Source organism: Amycolatopsis sp. NPDC004169, from assembly GCF_040610315.1.
In the GTDB taxonomy this organism is placed as follows: domain Bacteria; phylum Actinomycetota; class Actinomycetes; order Mycobacteriales; family Pseudonocardiaceae; genus Amycolatopsis.
This window is the reverse complement of the sequence record NZ_JBEXMD010000006.1, coordinates 137,671-157,675: the sequence shown is the minus strand read 5'-3', so window position 1 is coordinate 157,675 and position 20,005 is coordinate 137,671. Positions and strand designations below refer to the sequence as shown.

Annotated in this window: 3 protein-coding genes; all 3 read right to left on the bottom strand. The window is 74.8% G+C overall.

Going from position 1 to position 20,005, the window contains the following annotated elements; all coding sequences use genetic code 11:
- Positions 1 to 202: 202 nt before the first annotated feature.
- On the bottom strand, positions 203 to 1,546 hold the full coding sequence (locus tag ABZX11_RS10465) for a serine hydrolase domain-containing protein (protein ID WP_354911770.1): 1,344 nt from the start codon (positions 1,544 to 1,546) through the stop codon (positions 203 to 205).
- An 85-nt stretch (positions 1,547 to 1,631) separates the two neighbouring features.
- Complete coding sequence (locus ABZX11_RS10460; RefSeq protein WP_176176526.1) at positions 1,632 to 1,832, bottom strand: MbtH family NRPS accessory protein; 201 nt, start codon at positions 1,830 to 1,832, stop codon at positions 1,632 to 1,634.
- Positions 1,833 to 1,878: 46 nt separating this feature from the next.
- A complete protein-coding gene (locus ABZX11_RS10455; RefSeq protein WP_354911766.1) occupies positions 1,879 to 19,524 on the bottom strand; it encodes a non-ribosomal peptide synthase/polyketide synthase in 17,646 nt (5,881 codons plus the stop codon).
- Between the last annotated feature and the right edge of the window lie 481 nt (positions 19,525 to 20,005).

The window sequence follows — 20,005 nt, the reverse complement described above, 5'->3', positions numbered from 1 at the left end:
CCGGGCGGAGCGGGGGTTCAGGAAGCGCGGCGCCGTCGCCGGGCGACGCGGCCGGGCGACAAGCTCGCCTCCGGCCGCACTCGGGCCCGGCGCCCGAGCGCCTCCCGCCGCTCGGCGGGCAACGCGTCGATACGGCTCTTCCTCGAGGTGGTCATCGCTTTCGTTTCCTCACGACACAAGTAGGGCCGGGCAGAGCGGCAGCTCAGGAAGCGCGGCGCCGTCGGCGGGCGACGCGGCCGCCGGCCTGCATTGCGCTGATCGCTCCCGTTGCCGGGTCGGTCAGGAAGCGGCCGCCGATGATGCGGCGGCCCGTGGCCGGCTCGCGGACCGAGAACGCGCCGTCGCGCAGCAAGGCCAGCTCCGGGTAGACCTCGCCGTCCACGACCAGGACCGCGTCGCCGTCCGGGCGGACGTCCACTTCGTACTCCAGGTCGCCGTTGGTGTAGTGGCCGGTCAGGTCGGCCGCCGGGCGGGCCGCGCGGTCGAGGTCGGCCGGCAGCTCGTAGTCGCCCACCGGGAGACCTTCGAGCCGCAGGGCCGCCACCAGGTCCGTCCACAGCGCCGAACCCGTGCTCCCATTGGTCGTCAGCGCGACCACCCGGCCGTGCGCCGCGTCGATCCGCAGGTGGCAGGACGTGCCGTCCGCCGTGCCGTCGTGGCCGGTCCAGTCCGCGTCGGCGCCGCGGTAGCCGGCCAGGCCGAGGCCCCAGGTGTCGGCCAGGCCGAACGGCTCCGCCCCCGGCACCGGCCGCCCCATCGCGGCCGCCAGGTCCGGCGGCAGCGGCCCGTCGCCCCCGCAGAACATGCTCCCGAAGGCGGCGAGGTCCCCGGCACTCAGCGCCAGCGCCCCGGCCGCGGCCTCGGCCGGGCTCAGCGTCTGCGCAACGGACCGGGCGCGGCCGGTCGCCGCGTGCACGGCGTGGCCGCTGACGTGTCCCTCGGTCCGGCGCCGGCCGCCCGGCTCCACGACGAACGCGGCGCCGACGCCGAGCTCTTCGAGCAGCAGCGCGTCCACCGCCTCCCACCAGCTCATCCCGGTGACGGCCTCGACCAGGTACCCGGTGAGCACGTACCCGACATTCGAATACGAGAAGCACTGGCCGGGCGGCTGGACGAGCCCGGCCTCGCGGCAGGCCCGCAGGTACCGGCGAGCCGAGCCGGCCCCGTCGGCGGCGGCGCCGAGCGCGGCAGGCAGCCCGCCGGTGTGGCTGAGCACCTGCCCGACGGTCGGTCTGCCGACCAGCGGGCCGAGACCGTCCAGGTGCTCGCCGAGCGGGTCGTCCGGGTCGAGGTCGCCGTCGGCGACCAGCAGCATCGCCAGTGCCGCGGTGAACGCCTTGGTGATGGAACCGACCGGGAACTTCGCTTCGGCGGTGACGTCGCCTGCCGTGGCGGTGTCCGTCCGGCCGCCGTCGGTGACGACCAGCTGGGCGGCCGGGACGCCGTGCTTGTGGGCCAGTCCGGTCAGCAGCCGCTGCAGCCGGCCCTCGGCCGTCGGCAGCGGAACGCGCAGGGAGGACTGGGAAAGCGTCGTAGGAGAGGGCATGGGAGACCTTCCGCGTCGGGTCAAGGGGATGGCCGGTCGTGGTGGGCAAGGCGGGTGCGAGCCCGCCTTGCCCCACGCGACGGGCTCAGCCGTCGGCGGCCATCTGCCGCTGCAGGCTCAGCGGCCGCATGTCGGTCCACACCTCGTCGACGTGGTCCATGCACTCCTGGCGGCCGCCGCGGAAGCCGTCGGTGCGCCAGCCCGCGGGTACCTCGTTCGCGACCGGCCACAGCGAGTACTGGCCCTCGTCGTTGACCAGCACCTGGAATTCGGCGTCGTCCTGCATGGGATGCTTTCCTTTCGAATCAGGGGTATCAGGGGTATCAGGGGTTTCAGCGGTCTTGGCCGGCGGCGAGCCGTTCGAGGTCCTGCAGGACCCGTTCTTCGACGAGCTCGGCCAGCGCCAGCACGGTGCCGGCGGTGAGCACGTCCTTCGGCGTGAGCTCGACGTCGAAGGCGGACTTCGTCATCGACGTGATCCGCAGGCTGCGCAGCGAATCGCCGCCGAGTGCGAAGAAGTTGTCCTCGACGCCGACCCGGTCGAGGTCCAGCGCTTCGGCCCAGATGGCCGCGAGGACCTCTTCGGTCTCGGTTTCCGGGGGCACGTACCCGGTGGTCTCCACCGGGGCCGCCGGCGCCGGCAGCGCCCGCCGGTCGAGCTTTCCGTTGGCGGTCAACGGAAGCGCGTCGAGCCGGACGAACGCGGCGGGCACGTGGTGCGCCGGCAGGGTCGCGGCGACGTGCTCCCGCAATCCGGCACCGGCCTCGCCGACGACGTAGGCGATCAGCCGCTGCCCGTCCGCCACGACGGCGGCGTCCCGGACGTCCGGGTGCCTGCGCAGCACCGCCACGATCTCGCCGGGCTCGATCCGGAAGCCGCGGATCTTGACCTGGTCGTCGGCCCGGCCGAGGAACTCGAGGGTGCCGTCGGCCCGCCACCGGACCAGGTCGCCGGTGCGGTACATCCGCTCCCCCGGCGCCCCGAACGGGTCGGCGAGGAACCGCGACGCGGTGAGCCCCGGCCGGTCCAGGTAGCCGCGGGCGAGCCCGGCCCCGGAGACGTACAGCTCCCCCGCGACGCCGATCGGCACCGGCCGGAGCGCGGGGTCGAGGACGCGGACGCGGGTGTTGCGGATCGGGCGGCCGATCGGCGGGGTGGCCCCCGGCTCGAGGGGGTCGCTCCAGGTCGCCACCACCGTGGTTTCGGTGGGCCCGTAGGCGTTGATCATCCGGCGGCCCGGCGCCCAGCGGGCCACCAGGTCGGCCGGGCAGGCTTCGCCGCCGACCACCAGGGTGCGGAAGGCGGGCAGCTCGACGTCGGGCACGCTCGCCATCGCCACCGGCGGGATCAGCGCGTGCGTGACGCCTTCGTCGCGCAGCACGGCGGCCAGGTGGTCGCCGAGCAGCGGCCCGGGCGGTGGGACGACCAGCGCGGCCCCGGCGGGCAGCGCCATGCACAGCTCCAGCACCGACGCGTCGAAGCTCGGCGAGGAGAACTGCAGCACCCGGTCGCCGGGCCGGACGTCGAAGTGGGCGATCTCGGCGCTCGAGAAGCTCGCCAGGCCGGCGTGGGTGACGACGACACCCTTGGGGGTGCCGGTCGAGCCCGAGGTGTAGATGACGTACGCGGGCGCGGCCGGCGGCACGGACCGCCCCAGCGGGGTGGCCGGGCCGTGGCCTTCCGAGCCGGCGAGGACGAGCACGTTCCCACCCGGCACCGGCGTGCCGGGCAGCGTCACCACGACGACCGGCTGGGCGTCGGCGAGCATGAACGCGATCCGCTCGGCCGGGTAATCGGGGTCGACCGGCAGGTAGGCGGCACCGGTCTTGAGCACCGCCAGCTGTGCGACGACGATGTCCACCGAGCGCGGCAGGGCGAGGGCGACGATCCGCTCCGGCCCGGCTCCGCGCGCGGCCAGCAGCCGCGCCAGCCGGTCGGCGCGGGTGTCGAGCTCGGCGAAGGTGAGCCGTTCCCCGTGCGAGACCACGGCGACGGCGTCGGGCGTGCGGGCCGCCTGGGCCTCGATCAGCTCGGTCAAGGTGACCGGCGGGACGTCGTGGCCGGTGTCGTTGAACGCGACCAGGACCTGCTCGCGTTCGGCGGCGTCGAGGACGTCGAACTCGCGCAACGGCCGGGCCGGGTCTTCGGCGATCGCCTCGAGGAGGTGTTCGAGCTGCCGGGCCAGCCGCTCGACCGTCGGCTCGTCGAACAGCGCCGGGTCGTAGCCGAGGCCGAGCGACAGGCGCGGGCCGGGGGCGGCCACGACGCTGAGCGGGTAGTTGGTCGTCTCCATCGCCTGCAGTTCACGCAGCCGCACGCCGTGGGCCGCGACGTCGTCCGCGGTGACCGGGTAGTTCTCGAACACCACGAGGCTGTCGAACAGGTTCCGGCCGCCCTCGACACCGCTCCAGGCCTGCACCGCGGTCAGCGGCACGTGCTCGAACCGGCGGGACTCGGCCTGCGCGGTCTGCAGACCGCGCAGCCAGGCGGCGACCGGGGCCGCCGGGTCGGCGGTGACCCGCACGGGCAGGGTGTTGATGAAGATGCCGGTGATGTCGTCGACGCCGGCCAGCCCGGCCGGGCGGCCGGACACGGTGGCCCCGAAGCAGACGTCGTCTTCGCCGCTGAGCCGGGCCAGCAGCAGCGCCCAGGCACCCTGCACGACGGCGTTGACGGTGAGCCGCTCGCGCCGGGCGAACGCCGCCAGCCTGCCGGTCGCCGCCTCGCCGAGGTCACGGCCGACCCACGTCGAGGAGCTCGATTCGTGGGTGGCCGCGGGCGGCCGGTCGTAGGGCAGCGGTGTCGGCTCGGTGACACCGGCGAGTTCTCGCCGCCAGTAGTCCTCGGCGCCTTCGGCGGTCTGCTCGCGCAGCCAGGTGACGTAGTCCCCGAAGGGCCGCCGGTGCGGCAGGGCGGGCGGTGTGCCGTCGCGCAGGGCGGCGTAGGCGGTGCAGACGTCGGAGAGCACCTGGAAGACGCTCCAGCCGTCCAGCAGGACGTGGTGGAACGTCCAGACGAGCTGGACGGCGTCGCCGGGCAGCCGGGCCAGTGCGACCCGCAGCAGCGGCGCGGCCGCGAGGTCGAACGGCTTCGCCCGGTCGTCGGCGAGGAGCGCGCTGAGGGCTTCCTCGCGGTCGCGGTCCCGCCAGTCCAGCTGGGTGACCGGCACCCGGGCGGCGCGGTGGACCACGAGCAGCGGCTCCGGCACGTCCTCCCAGACCACGCTGCCGCGCAGCACCGGCGTCCGGTCGACGACGTGCTGCCAGGCCTGCGCCAGCAGCTCCGGCTCGGCCACGCCGTCGAGGACGGTGGTGACCTGTTCGAAGTAGACGCCCTGTGCTTCCTGGGACAGCCCGTGGAAGACCATCCCGGCCTGCATCGGGGTGAGCGGGTGGACGTCGGCCACGCCGCGGCCGTCGCCGGCGATCCGGTCCACCTGCCGCTGGTCCAGCCCGGCCAGCGGGAAGTCGCTCGGGGTCCGGCCGCCCGCTCCGGGCTCGGCGCAGTGCGCGACGGCTTCGCCCAGCGCGGCCACCAGTTCGGCGGCCAGCTTTTCGACGGTGGCGGCGGTGTGCGTGTCACGCGAGTAGTACCAGGTCAGTTCCAGGCTGTCCCGGTCCACCCGGCCGACGACGTCGAGCAGGTGCGCGCGGCCCGCGCCTTCGCCGACCGACGAGTCGAGGCTGCCGGCCGCGCCGTCGAGGCGGCCCAGGTAGTTGAAGCTGATCTGGGGCCGCAGCGCGGGCGCGGTCCCGGTCAGGTAGCGCAGCGCGCCGAAGCCCACCCCGCGGCGGGGCACGGCCCGCAGCTGTTCCTTGACCGACTTGAGCAAGGCGCCCCACTCGTCGCCGATCCGCAGCGCGACCGGGTACAGCGAGGTGAACCAGCCGACCGTGCGGGACAGGTCGACGTCGTCGAACAGGTCCTCGCGGCCGTGGCCCTCCAGGTCGACCAGGACGCCGTCGCGGCCGGTCCAGCGGGCCAGCACCCGGCCGAGTGCGGCCAGCAGCACGTCGTTGACCTGCGTCCGGTACACGCCGGGGACGTCCTGCAGCAGTGCCCGCGTCAGCTGGGCGTCCAGGCGGGTGGTGACCGTGCCGGTGCCCACGCCGCCGTCGGTGTCGTCGACCGGCAGGGCCGGGTCGACGGCGAGGGCACTGCGCCAGTACGGCAGTTCGTCGTCGAAGCCGCCGGCCTCGGCGTGCGCGGCGAGCCGGTTGGCCCAGTCGCGGAACGAGGTCGTCTTCGGCGGCAGCGGGCCGCCGCGGTAGGCGGTTTCCAGGTCCTCCAGGAGGATTCGCCACGAGACGCCGTCGACGACGAGGTGGTTGACGGTCAGCCGCAGGGCCGTGGGGCCGGTGAGTTCGGCGGTCAGCAGCGGCCCGCCGGTCACGTCGATCTCGGCCCCGAGCACCTCGGCCGTCCCTGCCGGGGCGTTCTCCTGGCCGCCGCCGGTGAACCGCATGCGCAGGGCGTCGTGGTGCTCGACCAGCGTCGCCAGTGCCGCGCGCAGCGTCTCGACGTCGAAGGGCTCGGCCCGCTCGACGCGCACCGACTGCGTGAACCCGTCGGGGTCGCCGAAGTCGCCGGCGAAGAACCAGTGCTGGATCGGGGTCAGCGCGGCGGAACCGGTGACCGGGCCCTGTTCGGCCACGGTGACGGCGGCCGAGCCCGCGGCCACGGCCAGCGCGGCGACGGTCTGGTGCGCGAACAGGTCCCGCGGGGTGAGCGCGAGGCCGTGGCGGCGGGCCCGGGAGACCACCTGGATGGACAGGATCGAGTCGCCGCCGAGTTCGAAGAAGTTGTCCTCGGCGCCGACGCCGGGGACGCCGAGCACGTCGGCCCAGACCTCGGCGAGCACGCGTTCGGTCTCCGTGCGCGGCGGCACGTACCCGGTCATCGGCTCCGCGACCGGCTCGGGCAGCGCCTGGCGGTCGACCTTCCCGTTGGCGCTCAACGGAAGCGCGTCCAGCGTCACGAACGCCGAGGGCACCATGTAGTCGGGCAGGTCCCGCCGCAGCCACGCGCGCAGGTCCGGTTTTCCGGTCGTGACGACGTAGGCGACGAGCCGCCGGTCGCGGGCGACGACCACCGCTTCGGTGACGTCGGGGTGCGCGGCCAAGGCTGTTTCGATCTCGCCCGGCTCGATCCGGAACCCCCGGATCTTCACCTGGTCGTCCGCGCGGCCGACGAACTCCAGCACGCCGTCGCCGGACCAGCGGACGACGTCACCGGTGCGGTACATCCGCTCCCCCGGCGCCCCGAACGGGTTGGCCACGAACCGTTCCGCGGTGAGTCCCGGCCGGCCGAGGTAGCCGCGGGACACACCGGCGCCCGCGATGAACAGTTCCCCGCTGACACCCGGCGGGACCGGCCGCAACCCGGCGTCCAGGACGTAGGCGGCCATGTTGTCCAGCGGCCGCCCGATCGGCATCGCCTCCGGGACCGGGTCGCCGGGGGCCAGGAAGAACCGGCTGGCGAAGGTCGTCGTCTCCGTGGGGCCGTAGCCGTCCACGACGGTCAGCCCCGGGCACGCCTCCCGCACCTGGCGGACGGCGGCCGCGGGCACGACGTCGCCGCCGGTCCACACCTCACCGGCACCGCGCAGGCAGGCCGGGTCCTCCTGCGCCAGCAGCCGGAACAGCCCGGCCGTGAGCCACAGCGCCCGCACCCCGCGGCGGCCGACCACCTCACGCAGCACCTCGGCGTCGACGTCCCCCGGCGGCGCGACGACGACCCGGCCGCCGTTGAGCAGCGGCACCCACACCTCGTAGGTCGAGGCGTCGAACGCCTGCGGCGAGTGCAGCAGCACGCTCCGGTGCGCGTCGCCCGCGAACGAGCGGTCCGAGGCCAGTGCCACGATGTCGCGGTGGGTCACCGCGACGCCCTTCGGCTTGCCGGTCGACCCGGAGGTGTACATGACGTACGCCAGGTTCGCCGGGCGCACCGGGACCTCCGGCGCCCCCGCCGGGCCGGTCTCGGCCACCCCGACCACCGGTCCACTGTGGATGTCCTGATAGGACTCCCCGGCGATGACCACCGTGACGCCCGCTTCGGCCAGGACCACGCGCATCCGGCTCGCCGGGGCCCGCAGGTCCACCGGCACGTAGGCGGCACCGGCCAGCAGCACCGCCAGCTCGGCCACGACGAGGTCGGCCGAACGCTCCAGCAGCAGCCCCACCCGGTCCTCGGCCCCGACACCCAGCTCGATCAGCCGCGAGGCGAGTCCGTCGGCGCGGGCGGCCAGCTCCGCGTAGGTCAGGTCGTCGACCGCCGGGGCGTCCGGCGTCCGGCGGACCTGGTCGGCGAACCGGCTCACCACGGTGGCCTCCGGCAGCGGGTGCGCGGTGTCGTTGAACGTCCGCAGCACGCGCTCGCGGTCTTCGCCGGTGAGCAGGTCGAGCTCGCCGACCCGCGTTCCGGGGCTCGCGGCGAGGCGGTCCAGCGCCCGCAGCAGCTGCTGAGCGAGCCGGTCGACGGTGACCCGGTCGAACAGGTCCGGGTCGTGGTCGAACGACACTTCCAGGCGCTCGCCCGGCGTGACGACCACGCTGAGCGGGTAGTTGGTCGGCTGCAGCTCGCCGTCCTCGTGCAGGCCGATCCCGTGCGCGGCCACGGCTTCGGTGTCGAACGGGTAGTTCTCGAACACCAGGATGCTGTCGAACAGCGTGCTGCCGCCCGCCCAGGTCTGCAGCTGGGCCAGTGACACGAAGTCGAACCGGCGCGAGCGCGCCTGGGCCGTCTGCAGCTCGCGCAGCCAGTCCGCCACGGTGAGTCCGTCGTGGACGGTCACCGGTGCGGGCAGGGTGTTGATGAACAGCCCGGCCATCGCCTCCACGCCCGGCAGGTCGGCGGGCCGCCCCGACACCGTGGTGCCGAAGACGACGCCGGTTTCCCCGCTGTAGCGCGACAGCACCAGCGCCCACGCGCCCTGCACGATCGTGTTGAGGGTCAGGCCGGCGCGGCGCGCCAGGTCGCGGAGCCCGTCGGCGGGCGCCGACACCCGGACCGAGGCGGCGGACCGCGCGCGGTGCGCCTCCACCGGACGGCGGTCGTAGGGCAGCGGCGTCGGCGTCCGCAGGCCCGCGAGCTGGTCGCGCCAGTGCGTTTCCGCGTCCGCGGTGTCCTGCTCGCCGAGCCACCGCAGGTACTCGCGGAACGGCGGGCGGTGGCCCGGCACGGCGGCGCCCGCGTACCGGGCGCAGACCTCGCCGAACACCTGCGCGGCGCTCCAGCCGTCGAGCAGCACGTGGTGGAACGTCCACACCAGCAGCACGTCGCCGCCGGGCAGCCGGGCGATCGCCAGGCGCAGCAGCGGGGCGGTCGCGAGGTCGAAGCCCGCGGCCCGGTCCGCCTCGAGGAACCGCTCCTGCTCGCGGGCGCGCTCGTCGTCGCTCAGCGCGGTCCAGTCGAGGTGGACTACCGGGACCGTGACAGCTCGGGCGACCACCTGCACGGGCTCGTCGAGGCCCTCCCAGACGACGCGGGTGCGCAGCACCGGCGTGTCCGCGACGACCTGCTGCCACGCACGGGCCAGTCGCCCGGGGTCGGTGATGCCGGTCAGCCGCAGCCGCACCTGGTTGAGGTAGGTCCCGGCCGCGCCGTCGACGAGGCTGTGGAAGACCATGCCGGCCTGCATCGGGGTGAGCGGGTAGATGTCCTCGACGTCGCGGCCGGTGCCGGCCAATCGGTCTACAGTGGATTGGTCGAGCCGGGCCAGCGGGAAGTCCGAGGGCGTGCGGCCGCCCGCGTCCGGCCGGGCGCAGTGGTCGACGATCCCGGTGAGGGCGTCGAGGAGCGCGCCGGCCAGCCGGCGCACGGTGGCCTCGGTGTGCACGCCGTCCGCGTAGTGCCAGGTCAGTTCCAGTTCGTCGCCGACGACCGCGCCGACGACGTCGAGCTGGTGCGCGCGGACCTGCTCCGGGTGCGCCGCGCCGCCGAGGCCGCCACCGTGGTCGAAGCGGCCCAGGTAGTTGAAGCTGATCCGGGGTTCGACGCGCGGGGCGGTCCCGGCGAGGTAGCGGAGGGCGCCGTAGCCGAGGCCGCGGCGGGGAATCGCGCGTAGCCGCTCCTTCGTCGTCTTCAGCGCCCCGCCCCAGTCCTCGCCGGAGGCGGTCAGCTCGACCGGGAAGATCGAGGTGAACCAGCCGACCGTGCGGGAGAGGTCGATGCCGCCGAACAGGTCTTCCCGGCCGTGGCCTTCGAGGTCGACCAGCACGCGGTCGCGGCCGGTCCAGTCGCCCAGCACCCGGCCGAGCGCGGTCAGCAGGACGTCGTTGACCTGCGTCCGGTAGGCCGCCGGCACGTCGTGCAGCACCGCCCGGGTCGCCGCCGCGGGCAGCCGGACGACCACTTCGCGCGCGGAACCGTAGGTGTTTTCGCCCGTGCCGTCGACCGGCAGGGCCGGGTCGGCGTCGATCGCCGCCCAGTGGGCGAGTTCGTCGTCGAAGAAGCCGTCGGCGGTGTGCCGGGCCAGTGCGCGGGCCCAGTCGCGGAAGGACGTCGTCCGGGCCGGGAGCTCACCGCCGTCGAGGAGGGTTCGCAGGTCCTCCAGCAGGATCCGCCACGAGACGCCGTCGACGACCAGGTGGTGCGCGGAGAGCGTCAGCGTCGTGCCGGACAGTTCGGCGCTCAGCAGCGGCCCGTTCTGCAGGTCGATGGTGGCGCCGAGGACGTCCGGGGCGTCGGGCGCGTGGTGGGCGCCGTCGGCGGTGAAGCGCAGCCGCAGGGCGTCGTGGTGCAGCTGGAGGTCGCGAAGCGCGCGAGGCAGCGCCGCGGCGTCCGCCACCTCGACCGTGACGGTCTGGACGAACCGCTCCGGGTGCACCGGCCGCGGGTCGAGGTACCAGTGCTGCACCGGCGTCAGCGGCAGGTCGCCGGTCACCGGCCCGGCGGCGGCCGCGGCGGGCGCGGCCGGGGTGGCGGCGAGGGCGAGGGCGGCGACGGTCGGGTGGTCGAAGACCTGGCCGGGCATCAGGTTCAGCCCGGCCCGGCGGGCACGGGAGACCACCTGGATGGACAGGATCGAGTCGCCGCCGAGCTCGAAGAAGTTGTCGTCGGCGCCGACGCGGTCCACGCGCAGCACCTCGGCCCAGATCCCGGCGAGCAGCCGCTCGGCGTCCGTCGCGGGCTCGCGGTAGCCGAGCCCGGAGACGAAGTCCGGTGCGGGCAGGGCCCGGCGGTCGACCTTGCCGTTGTCGTTGAGCGGCAAGGCGTCCAGGGGCACGAAGACGGCCGGGACCAGGTAGTCCGGCAGCGTCCGCAGCAGGAACTCCCGCAGGTCCGGCGTCCCGGTCGCGACCACGTAGGCGACGAGCCGCTTGGCCCCGCCGTGCTCGGCCGCCACGACGACGGCTTCGGTCACCTCGGGGTGGGCGGTCAGCGCCGTTTCGATCTCGCCGAGTTCGACGCGGAAACCGCGGATCTTCACCTGGTCGTCGGCCCGGCCCGCGAACTCCAGCACGCCGTCGTCGATCCAGCGGACCAGGTCACCGGTCCGGTACATCCGGGCGCCCGGCGCGCCGAAGGGATCGGCGAGGAACCGTTCGGCGGTCAGCGCGGGCTGCCCGAGGTAGCCGCGGGCGAGCCCGGTGCCGGCCAGGTACAGCTCGCCGACGGCGCCCGGTGGCACCGGCCGCAGCCCGTGGTCGAGGACGTAAGCGGCCATGGCGTCCAGTGGCCGCCCGATCGGCACCGCTGCGGGCACCGGCTCGTCCGGCCCGACCACGAACCGGGTGGCGAACGTCGTGGTCTCGGTGGGGCCGTAGCCGTCGACGACGGTGAGGTCCGGGCACGCGGCCCGCACCTGGCGGACGGCTTCGGCGGGCACGACGTCCCCGCCGGTCCACACCTCGGCAACGCCGGCCAGGCAGCCCGGGTCTTCCTGGGCCAGCAGGCGGAACAGCCCGGCGGTGAGCCACACCGCGGTGACGCCGTGCGCGCCGATCAGGCAGCGCAGGACGTCCGCGTCGACGTTCCCCGGCGGGGCGACCACCACGCGGCCGCCGCTCAGCAGCGGCACCCACACCTCGTACGTCGACGCGTCGAAGGCCGGCGGCGAGTGCATGAGCACGGTCCGGTGCGCAGGCCCGGCGAAGGACCCGTCCCGGGCCAGGCCGACGATGTCGCGGTGGCTGACCGCCACGCCCTTGGGCGTGCCCGTCGAGCCGGACGTGTACATGACGTAGGCCAGGTTCCCGGGCCGGAGCGGGATTTCCGGCGCCCCGGCCGGCTCGTCCCCGAGCTCGCGGACCGCGACGATCGGTCCATTGTGGATCTCGGCGGCGAGTGCCCGGCCGGCGTCGTCGGTCACCACCACGCGGACACCGTCGAGCAGCGCGGCCAGCCGGCTGCGGGGCGCGCGGGCGTCCAGCGGCAGGTAGGCACCGCCGGCCTTGAGCACCGCCAGTTCGGCGACGACGACGTCGGCCGAGCGGCCCAGCAGCAGCCCGACCAGGCCGTCCCGCTGCGCGCCGAGGGCGAGCAGGCGGTGCGCCAGCCGGTTCGCCCGTGCGTCCAGTTCCGCGTAGGTCAGGGTTTCTCCGCCGGTGACGGCGATCGCGTCCGGGGTGCGGCGGACCTGCTCGGCGAACAGCGCAGGCACGGTCGTGTCCGGGTGGTCCTGCGCAGTGCCGCGCCCCCGGGCCAGGACGGCCCGCTCGTCGCCGCCGGTGAGCATGCGCAGCCGGGCGAGCGGCTCGTGCGGCCGGGTCGCGAGCTCGGCCAGCAGGGTTTCCAGGTGGCAGGCGAACCCGGCGATCGTCTCGGCGTCGAACAGGCCGGGGTCGTAGCCGAACAGGAACTCCAGGCGCTCCTCGCCGGGGTAGGCGACGACGCTGAGCGGGTAGTTGGTCGTCTCGACCCCGCGCAGGTCGCGCAGCCCGAGCCCGGCGGTCACCGGGTAGTTCTCGAACACGAGCAGGGTGTCGAACTCCCCGCCCCAGCTCTGCAGGCGGGCCAGGGAGAGGTGGTCGAACCGCCGGGCCTCGGCCTGGGCCTCCTGCAGGCCGCGCAGCCAGTCCACCGCCGCCGCCCGCTCGCCGACGTCGGCGACGACCGGCAGCGTGGTGATGAACATGCCGGTGATCTCGTCCGCGCCGGGCAGTTCGGCGGGCCGCCCGGCGACCGTGGTGCCGAAGCAGACCTCCGGACGGCCGGTGTGGCGGGCCAGCAACACCGCCCAGGCGCCCTGGACGAGCGTGTTGAGGGTCAGCCCGTGCCGTTGCGCGGCGGCGCGCAGCGGTCCGGCGGCCAGCTCGATCCGCAGCGAGGCCGTCGACTCGACCGGGTGCCCGCCGTCGGCGCGGTCGGTGCGCAGCCGGGCCGGCTCTTGCCGTCCGGAAAGCCTCTCCCGCCAGTACTTTTCCGCCGCCGGGGTGTCCTGTTCGGACAGCCACCGGAGGTGGTCGCGGAACGGGCGGCGGGTGGGCAGCGGACGTCCCGCGTGCGCCGCGGCGACGTCGGAGAGCACCTGGAAGAGGCTCCAGCCGTCGAGCAGCAGGTGGTGGAACGTCCAGACGACCCGGACCTCGGTCGCCGAGACGCGGGCGAGCAGCAGCCGCATCAGCGGGAGCTCACCCAGGTCCAGGCCGGTGTCCCGGTCGGCGGCCAGCACGGCGTCGAGGTCCTCCGGCGCGGTCGTCCAGTCGCGGTACTCGATCGGCAGCGCGACCTGCCGGTGGACCACCTGCACGGGCTCGTCGAGGCCGTCCCAGACCACCCGGGTGCGCAGCACCGGGGTCCGGTCGACCACCCGCTGCCAGGCGCGGCCCAGCGCCGCGGGATCCGGGACGTCGCTCTGCACGAACGTCACCTGCTGGAGGTAGGCGTGCCGGCCACCGCCGGTGAGCCGGTGGAAGAGCATGCCGGCCTGGGCCGGGGTGAGCGGGTAGACGTCCTCGACGTCGCGGCCGTCGCCGGCCAGCCGGTCCACGGCCGCCTGGTCGAGCCGGGCCAGCGGGAAGTCCGACGGCGTCCGGCCGCCGGCGTCCGGGGCGGTGCAGTGCGCGACGATCCCGGCGAGGCCGCGGACGAGGTCGTCGGCGACGGTCCGGATGGTGGCTTCGGCGTGGAGCCGGTCGGAGTAGAACCAGGTGATCTCCAGCCGGCCGCCCGCGACCCGGGCGACGACCTCGACGGCGTGCGGCCGGATGTCGGCCGGGTTCTGCACCAGCTCCAGTTCCCGCTCGAGGCCCCGGTACAGCTCGCCATCGGCCTCGAAGCGGCCGAGGTAGTTGAAGCCGAGCCGGGGCCTCACCGCGGGAGCGGTCCCGGTGAGGTGGCGCAGCACGCCGTAGGACAGGCCGCGGGCCGGGATGGCGCGCAGCTGCTCCTTGACGGACTTGAGCAGGTTCGCGACGCCGTCGGCCGGCACCTCGAGCCCGACCGGGAACAGCGACGTGAACCAGCCGACCGTGCGCGAGAGGTCGACGTCGTCGAACAGGTCCTCCCGGCCGTGGCCTTCGAGGTCGACGAGCACGCGCCCGGCCCCGGTCCAGCGGCGCAGGGCGTCGCCGAGCGCGGCCAGCAGCACGTCGTTGACCTGCGTCCGGTAGACGCCGGGGACCTCCTGCAGCAGCGCCCGGGTCAGCTCGGCGTCCAGCCGGGTGGTGACCGCGCGGGTGCTCGCCACCGTGTTGGCGCCCTCGGTGTCGAGTGGGATGTCGGCGCCCGCGACGGCCTGCCAGTACGGCAGGTCGCCGTCGAAGGGGTGCCCGGCGAGCCGGGCCGCCCAGTCCCGGAAGGACGTCGTCCGGGCGCTCAGGTCCCGGCCGTGGTAGGCGTGCTCGATGTCCTCCAGCAGGATCCGCCACGAGACGCCGTCCACCACCAGGTGGTGGACGGCCAGGCGCAGGGTCGTGCCGGTGAGTTCGGCGCTGACCAGCGGACCGTGCCCGATGTCGATCTTCGCGCCGAAGACGTCGGTCTCCCCGGGCTCGGCGTGTTCCTGGGCCCAGCCGTCCGCGGTCCGGCGGAAGCGCAGCCGCAGGGCGTCGTGGTGCGCGACGACGGTGTTCACCGCCGCGCGCAGGCGGCCGGAGTCGACGTCCCCGGCGAGCCGGACGCTCAGCTGCTGGACGAAGTGGTCAGGGTCGGCCGGGTCGGTGTCGAGGAACCAGTGCTGGATCGGGGTGACGACCACTTCGCCGGTCGCCGCCTGCCGCTCGGCCGCCGGCTCGGCCACTCCGGCCGCCGCGGCGAGCGCGGCGATCGTCTGGTGCCGGAAGACGTCCTTCGTGGTGATCCGCAGCCCGGCCTTGGCCGCTTCGGACACCAGCCGGATGCCGAGGATCGAGTCGCCGCCGAGCTCGAAGAAGTTGTCCTCGACGCCGACCTCGGGCAGCCCGAGCGCGTCGGCCCAGATGCCCGCCAGCAGCCGTTCGGTCTCGGTCCGCGGGGCGACGCGGGTGGTGCCGCCCGCCCAGTCCGGGGCGGGCAGGGCACGCCGGTCGAGCTTGCCGCTGGGGTTGAGCGGCAGCGCATCGAGCGGCACGAACGCCGAGGGCACCAGGTGCGCGGGCAGCGTGGCGGCCAGGAACTCCCGCAGGCCGGCGGGTGCTTCGGGGACGACGTAGGCGACCAGCCGCTGGTGCCCGCCGTCGGTGCGCGCGACGACCACCGCCTCGGTGACTCCCCTGTGCTTCCGCAGCGCGGCCGCCACCTCGCCGGGCTCGATCCGGAAGCCCCGGATCTTGACCTGGTCGTCGGCCCGGCCGAGGTACTCCAGCTCGCCGCGGGTGTTCCAGCGGACGACGTCCCCGGTCCGGTACATCCGGGCGCCCGGCGCGCCGAACGGGTCGGCGACGAACCGGCCGGCGGTCAGGCCCGGCCGGCCGAGGTAGCCGCGGGCCACCCCGGCGCCGCCGAGGTGCAGCTCGCCCGGCACGCCGACCGGCACCGGCCGCAACCCGCGGTCGAGCACGTACGCGCGGATGCCGGCGATCGGGCGGCCGATCGGCGGCGTGCGGTCGGTGTCGTGGTACCACGCGGTGGCGTACACAGTGGACTCGGTGGGCCCGTAGATGTTCGCGATCCGGCTGCCGGGCACCGCTTTCCGGATGTCGAGCAGCGCGTGCCGGGTCAGTGCCTCGCCGGCCAGGACCACAGTGGACGGCCGCACCGACACCGCGCCCTGAGCCAGCAGCTGGGCGAACGCCGAGGGCACCCCGCTGACCAGGCCGACCGGACGGCCGGTGTGCTCGCCTTCGCCCAGTGCCAGCACGTCCCGGACGATCTCGACGGTCGCGCCGGTCGTCAGCGGCGCGAAGATCTCGAACACCGAGACGTCGAAGTTGAGCGACGTCGAAGCGACCACCGTGGACCCCGGCCGGAAGACGTCCCGGAAGTCGTGCGCCGCCCAGGCCATCAGGTTCGCGGCGCTGCGGTGGGCCACCACGACGCCCTTGGGGCGGCCGGTCGAGCCGGACGTGTGGATCACGTAGGCCGGGTGGTCCGGGTTCGTGGTGCGCCCCGGCGCCGCGGCGGAAGCGCCATCGAGCAGCGCCGGGTCGTCGAATGCCAAGGTGGGCACGGTTCCCGGGCCGTGCCCGTCCGGGGTGAGCAGCAGGGCCGGGCGGGCGTCGTCGAGGATCAGCTCCTGCCGCTCGGCCGGGTAGGCCGGGTCGACCGGGAGGTAGGCGGCGCCGGACTTCAGCACGCCGAGCAGCGCGACGAGGATCCGTTCGGTGCGCGGCAGGGAGACGGCGACGAACCGCTCGGGTCCGGCGCCCCGCCCGGCCAGGACCGCGGCCAGCCGGCCGGCCTGCTCGTCGAGTTCGGCGTAGGTGAGCGAACGGCCGTCGCAGACGACCGCGACGGCGTCCGGCGTGCGGGCGGCCTGGGCCTCGAACAGCTGCGGCAGCGTGGTTTCCGGCGTCTCGAGCACCGGACCGCGGGACAGCCCGGCCAGGTGGGCCAGCTCGGCGGGGGTCAGGATCGGCAGCTCGGCCACCGGCCGGTGCGGTCCGGCGACCACGGCCTCGGCCAGCACCCGCAGGTGCCCGGCGAAGCGGTCGATCGTCTCGGCGTCGAACAGGGCGGTGTCGTACTCGATAGCGAAGCCGCGGGCCTGCGGCCGGAACTCGAGCACGAGGTCGAACCGGGCCCGGGGGCGGGGCAGATCGTGCTCGCCCATGCGGAGGGCGCCCGCCTCCCGGGGCCGGACGAGGTCCTGCTGCAGCACCAGCAGGACCTGCACCAGCGGGGTCCGGCTCGGGTCACGAGCCGGCCGCAGGTCGTCGACGACCTGGTCGAAGGGCACTTCGGCGGCGGCGAAGGCCGCCAGCACGGTTTCCTTGACCCGGCCGAGGAAAGCGTCGAAGGGCAGTTCCGGGTCGACCGCGGACCGCAGGACCAGGGTGTTGACGAAGAAGCCGGCGAGCCGTTCGAGCTGGTCGTGGTCGCGGCCGGAGACCGCGGTGCCGATGGCGACGTCGTCCTGCCCGGTGTAGCGGGCCAGCAGCAGCTGGACGAGCGCGGTCAGCGTCGTGAACAGCGTCGCGCCGGTGTCGTGCCCCAGTTCGGCGAGCTGCCCGGCGAGCTCCGCCGGCAGCTCGTAGCGGCGGATCGCGCCCTCGGCGGCGCGGACCGGGGGGCGGGGCCGGTCGGTGGGCAGGTCCAGCGGCTCGAGGCCGGCCAGCTGCGTGCGCCAGTACGCCAGCTGCCGCTCGCGCAGCCCGGCCAGCCGGTCGTGGTGCCAGCGGGAGTAGTCGCGGTAGCCGATGTCCGGTGGCGCGGGCTTCTCCCCCGCGTAGAGCGCGGCGAACTCGTCGACGAGCAGGCCGACCGACCAGCCGTCGGTGACGATGTGGTGCTGGCAGAGCAGGAGCAGGTGCTCCTCCGGGCCGCGGCGGAGCAGCGTGGCCCGGGTGAGCGGGCCGGTCGTCAGGTCGAAGGGGCGATCGAGCTCGGCCGCCAGCTGCGCGTCCAGGTCCGCCTCGGCGTCGGCTTCCCGCAGCGGGATGGTGCCTTCGCCGGCGACGACCTGGACGCCTTCGCCGTCGACGCTGCGGAAGGTCGTCCGCAGCGCCTCGTGCCGGGCGGCCAGGCCGTCCAGCGCGGCGCGCAGGGCGTCGCGGTCCAGCGGGCCTTCGAGGGTGAGGCCGACGCCGGCGTTGTACTCGGTGCTGCCCGGCTGCTGCCGGTCGAGCACCCAGAGGCGGCGCTGGACCGGCGAGAGCGGCACCACGGCCGCGTGCGGCGCGGGCTCGATCCGGGCGGCCGGGGCACTGGGGAGAGCCGGCAGCAGCTCGGCGAGCTTCGCGATGGTGCGGGCGTCGAACACCACCCGCGGGGACAGCTCGGCCCCGAACCGGGCGCGGATCCGCGCCAGCGCCCGGGCGCCGAGGACGGAGTCCCCGCCGAGTTCGAAGAAGTCCGCGTCGACGCCGATGTCCGGCACGCCCAGCACGTCGGCCCAGATTTCGGCGAGCGCGTGCTCGGCCTCGGTCCGCGGCGGGGTGTGGGCGGCCCGGACCTGGGCGGCCCAGTCGGGTTCGGGCAGCGCGTCGCGGTCCAGCTTGCCGTGGTGGGTCAGCGGCATCGCTTCGAGCGCGACGAACGCGGCCGGGACCAGGTACGGCGGCAGCCGGTCGGCCGCGGCCGCGCGCAGGTCCGCCGGATCGGCGTCCCCGGCGAAGTAGGCGACCAGCTGCTTGACGCCGGGCCGGTCCTCGCGGGCGACGACGACCGCCTCGCGGACGCCCTCCCGGGCGAGCAGCAGCGCCTCGACTTCGCCGGGTTCGATCCGGAAGCCGCGGATCTTGACCTGGTGGTCGGCCCGCCCGGCGAACGCCAGCTCGCCGTCGGCGGTGCGCCGGACGAGGTCGCCGGTCCGGTACATCCGGGCGCCGGGCGCGCCGAAGGGGTCGGCCACGAACCGGCTCGCGGTCAGCCCCGGCCGGTCGAGGTAGCCGCGGGCCAGCCCGGGGCCGGTGACGTAGAGCTCGCCGGCATCGACCGGGCGCAGCGCCTCGTCGAGCACGTAGGCGGTGGCGTCCGGCAGCGGACGGCCGATCGGGGGCGGGCCGCCGGGGACCAGCGGGTCGCTCCAGGTGGCGACGACGGTGAACTCGGTGGGGCCGTAGGAGTTGATCATCCGGCGCCCGGGCGCCCAGGTCCGGACCAGTTCGGGCGGGCAGGCGTCGCCGCCGACGATCACCGTGCGGAAGTCCGGCAGCGCGTGCGCGGGCAGCGTGGCCAGCGCGACGGGCGGGATGAGCGCGTGGGTGATCCGGTGCTCGGCCAGGACGCCGGCGAGCCGGTCGCCCAGCAACGGGCCGGGCGGCGGCACCACCAGGGCGGCCCCGTGCGGCAGCGCCATGCCGAGCTCGAGGATCGACGCGTCGAAGCTCGGCGAGGAGAACTCGAGGACCCGGTCGCCGGGCCGCACGTCGTACTGCTCCCGCATCGCGGCGAAGAAGCCGGCCAGGCCGCGGTGGGTGACGAGCACGCCCTTGGGGACGCCGGTCGAGCCGGACGTGTAGATGAGGTAGGCCGGGTGGTCCGGGCGCAGCGGGCGTGCCCGGTCGGCGTCGGTGGGGTCGGTGGCCGCGAAGCCGTCGAGCAGGCCGGGTTCGCCGAGGTCGAGGGCGCTTTCCGGGGTCCCGCGGCCCACGACGAGCACGGGTTTGGCGTCCTCGAGCACGAAGGCGAGGCGCTCGGCGGGCTGGTCGGGGTCGACCGGCAGGAAGGCGGCCCCGGCCTTGGCCGCCGCCAGCTCGGCGACGACGAGGTCCGCCGACCTCGGCAGGACCAGCGCGACGACCCCTTCCGGGCCGGCACCGCGGGAGATCAGCAGCCGCGCCAGGCGGTTCGCCCGTGCGTTCACCGTCGCGTAGGTCAGCGTGCCGTCCGCGCCGGTCAGCGCCGGTGCCGAGGGGGTACGGGCGGCCTGGGCCTCGAACAGCCCGGCGAGGGTACGCGCGGGTACCGATCTGTCGTCGTCGGCGTCGGGCACCGAGACGTCGTATCGCGGCATTGCGGAAACCTTTCGAGCACGGATGACGTCAGCGCAGGGCAGTCCACGCGCTGGGAGATGGCAGGCAGGCGCGGCCCGCGACCAGGGAAATCGCCGAATTCGGCGGCCGGCCGCTTTCGCCGCGCCCGGCTTTTTGCCACTCGTTCAACAAATCCGCCCGGTGTGCCACCCACCGGGTAAACCCGCAGGAACGAGCCCAAGACACAGTGATCCTTTCCACCGCGAAGCCGCGTGGCGACACCCGGAAACTGTTCCGATTTCGACGGCCCCCCGCGGCGCTGATTGGGCGCCAACGACCGCCGAACGCGCGCGACAACCGGCGTTCTTCGTGCAACAGGTCGGTCACCCGGCGGTCGAGTCGCCCCCAAGACCAGCCGGATTCGCATCACGCTACCCAGTGAACGCAAAGCTCGTACCGCCGAACGGAGCATTGGCGAAAATGTCCAAAAATCGCTGCGGTTTGCCCGGACAGCGAGTAGTT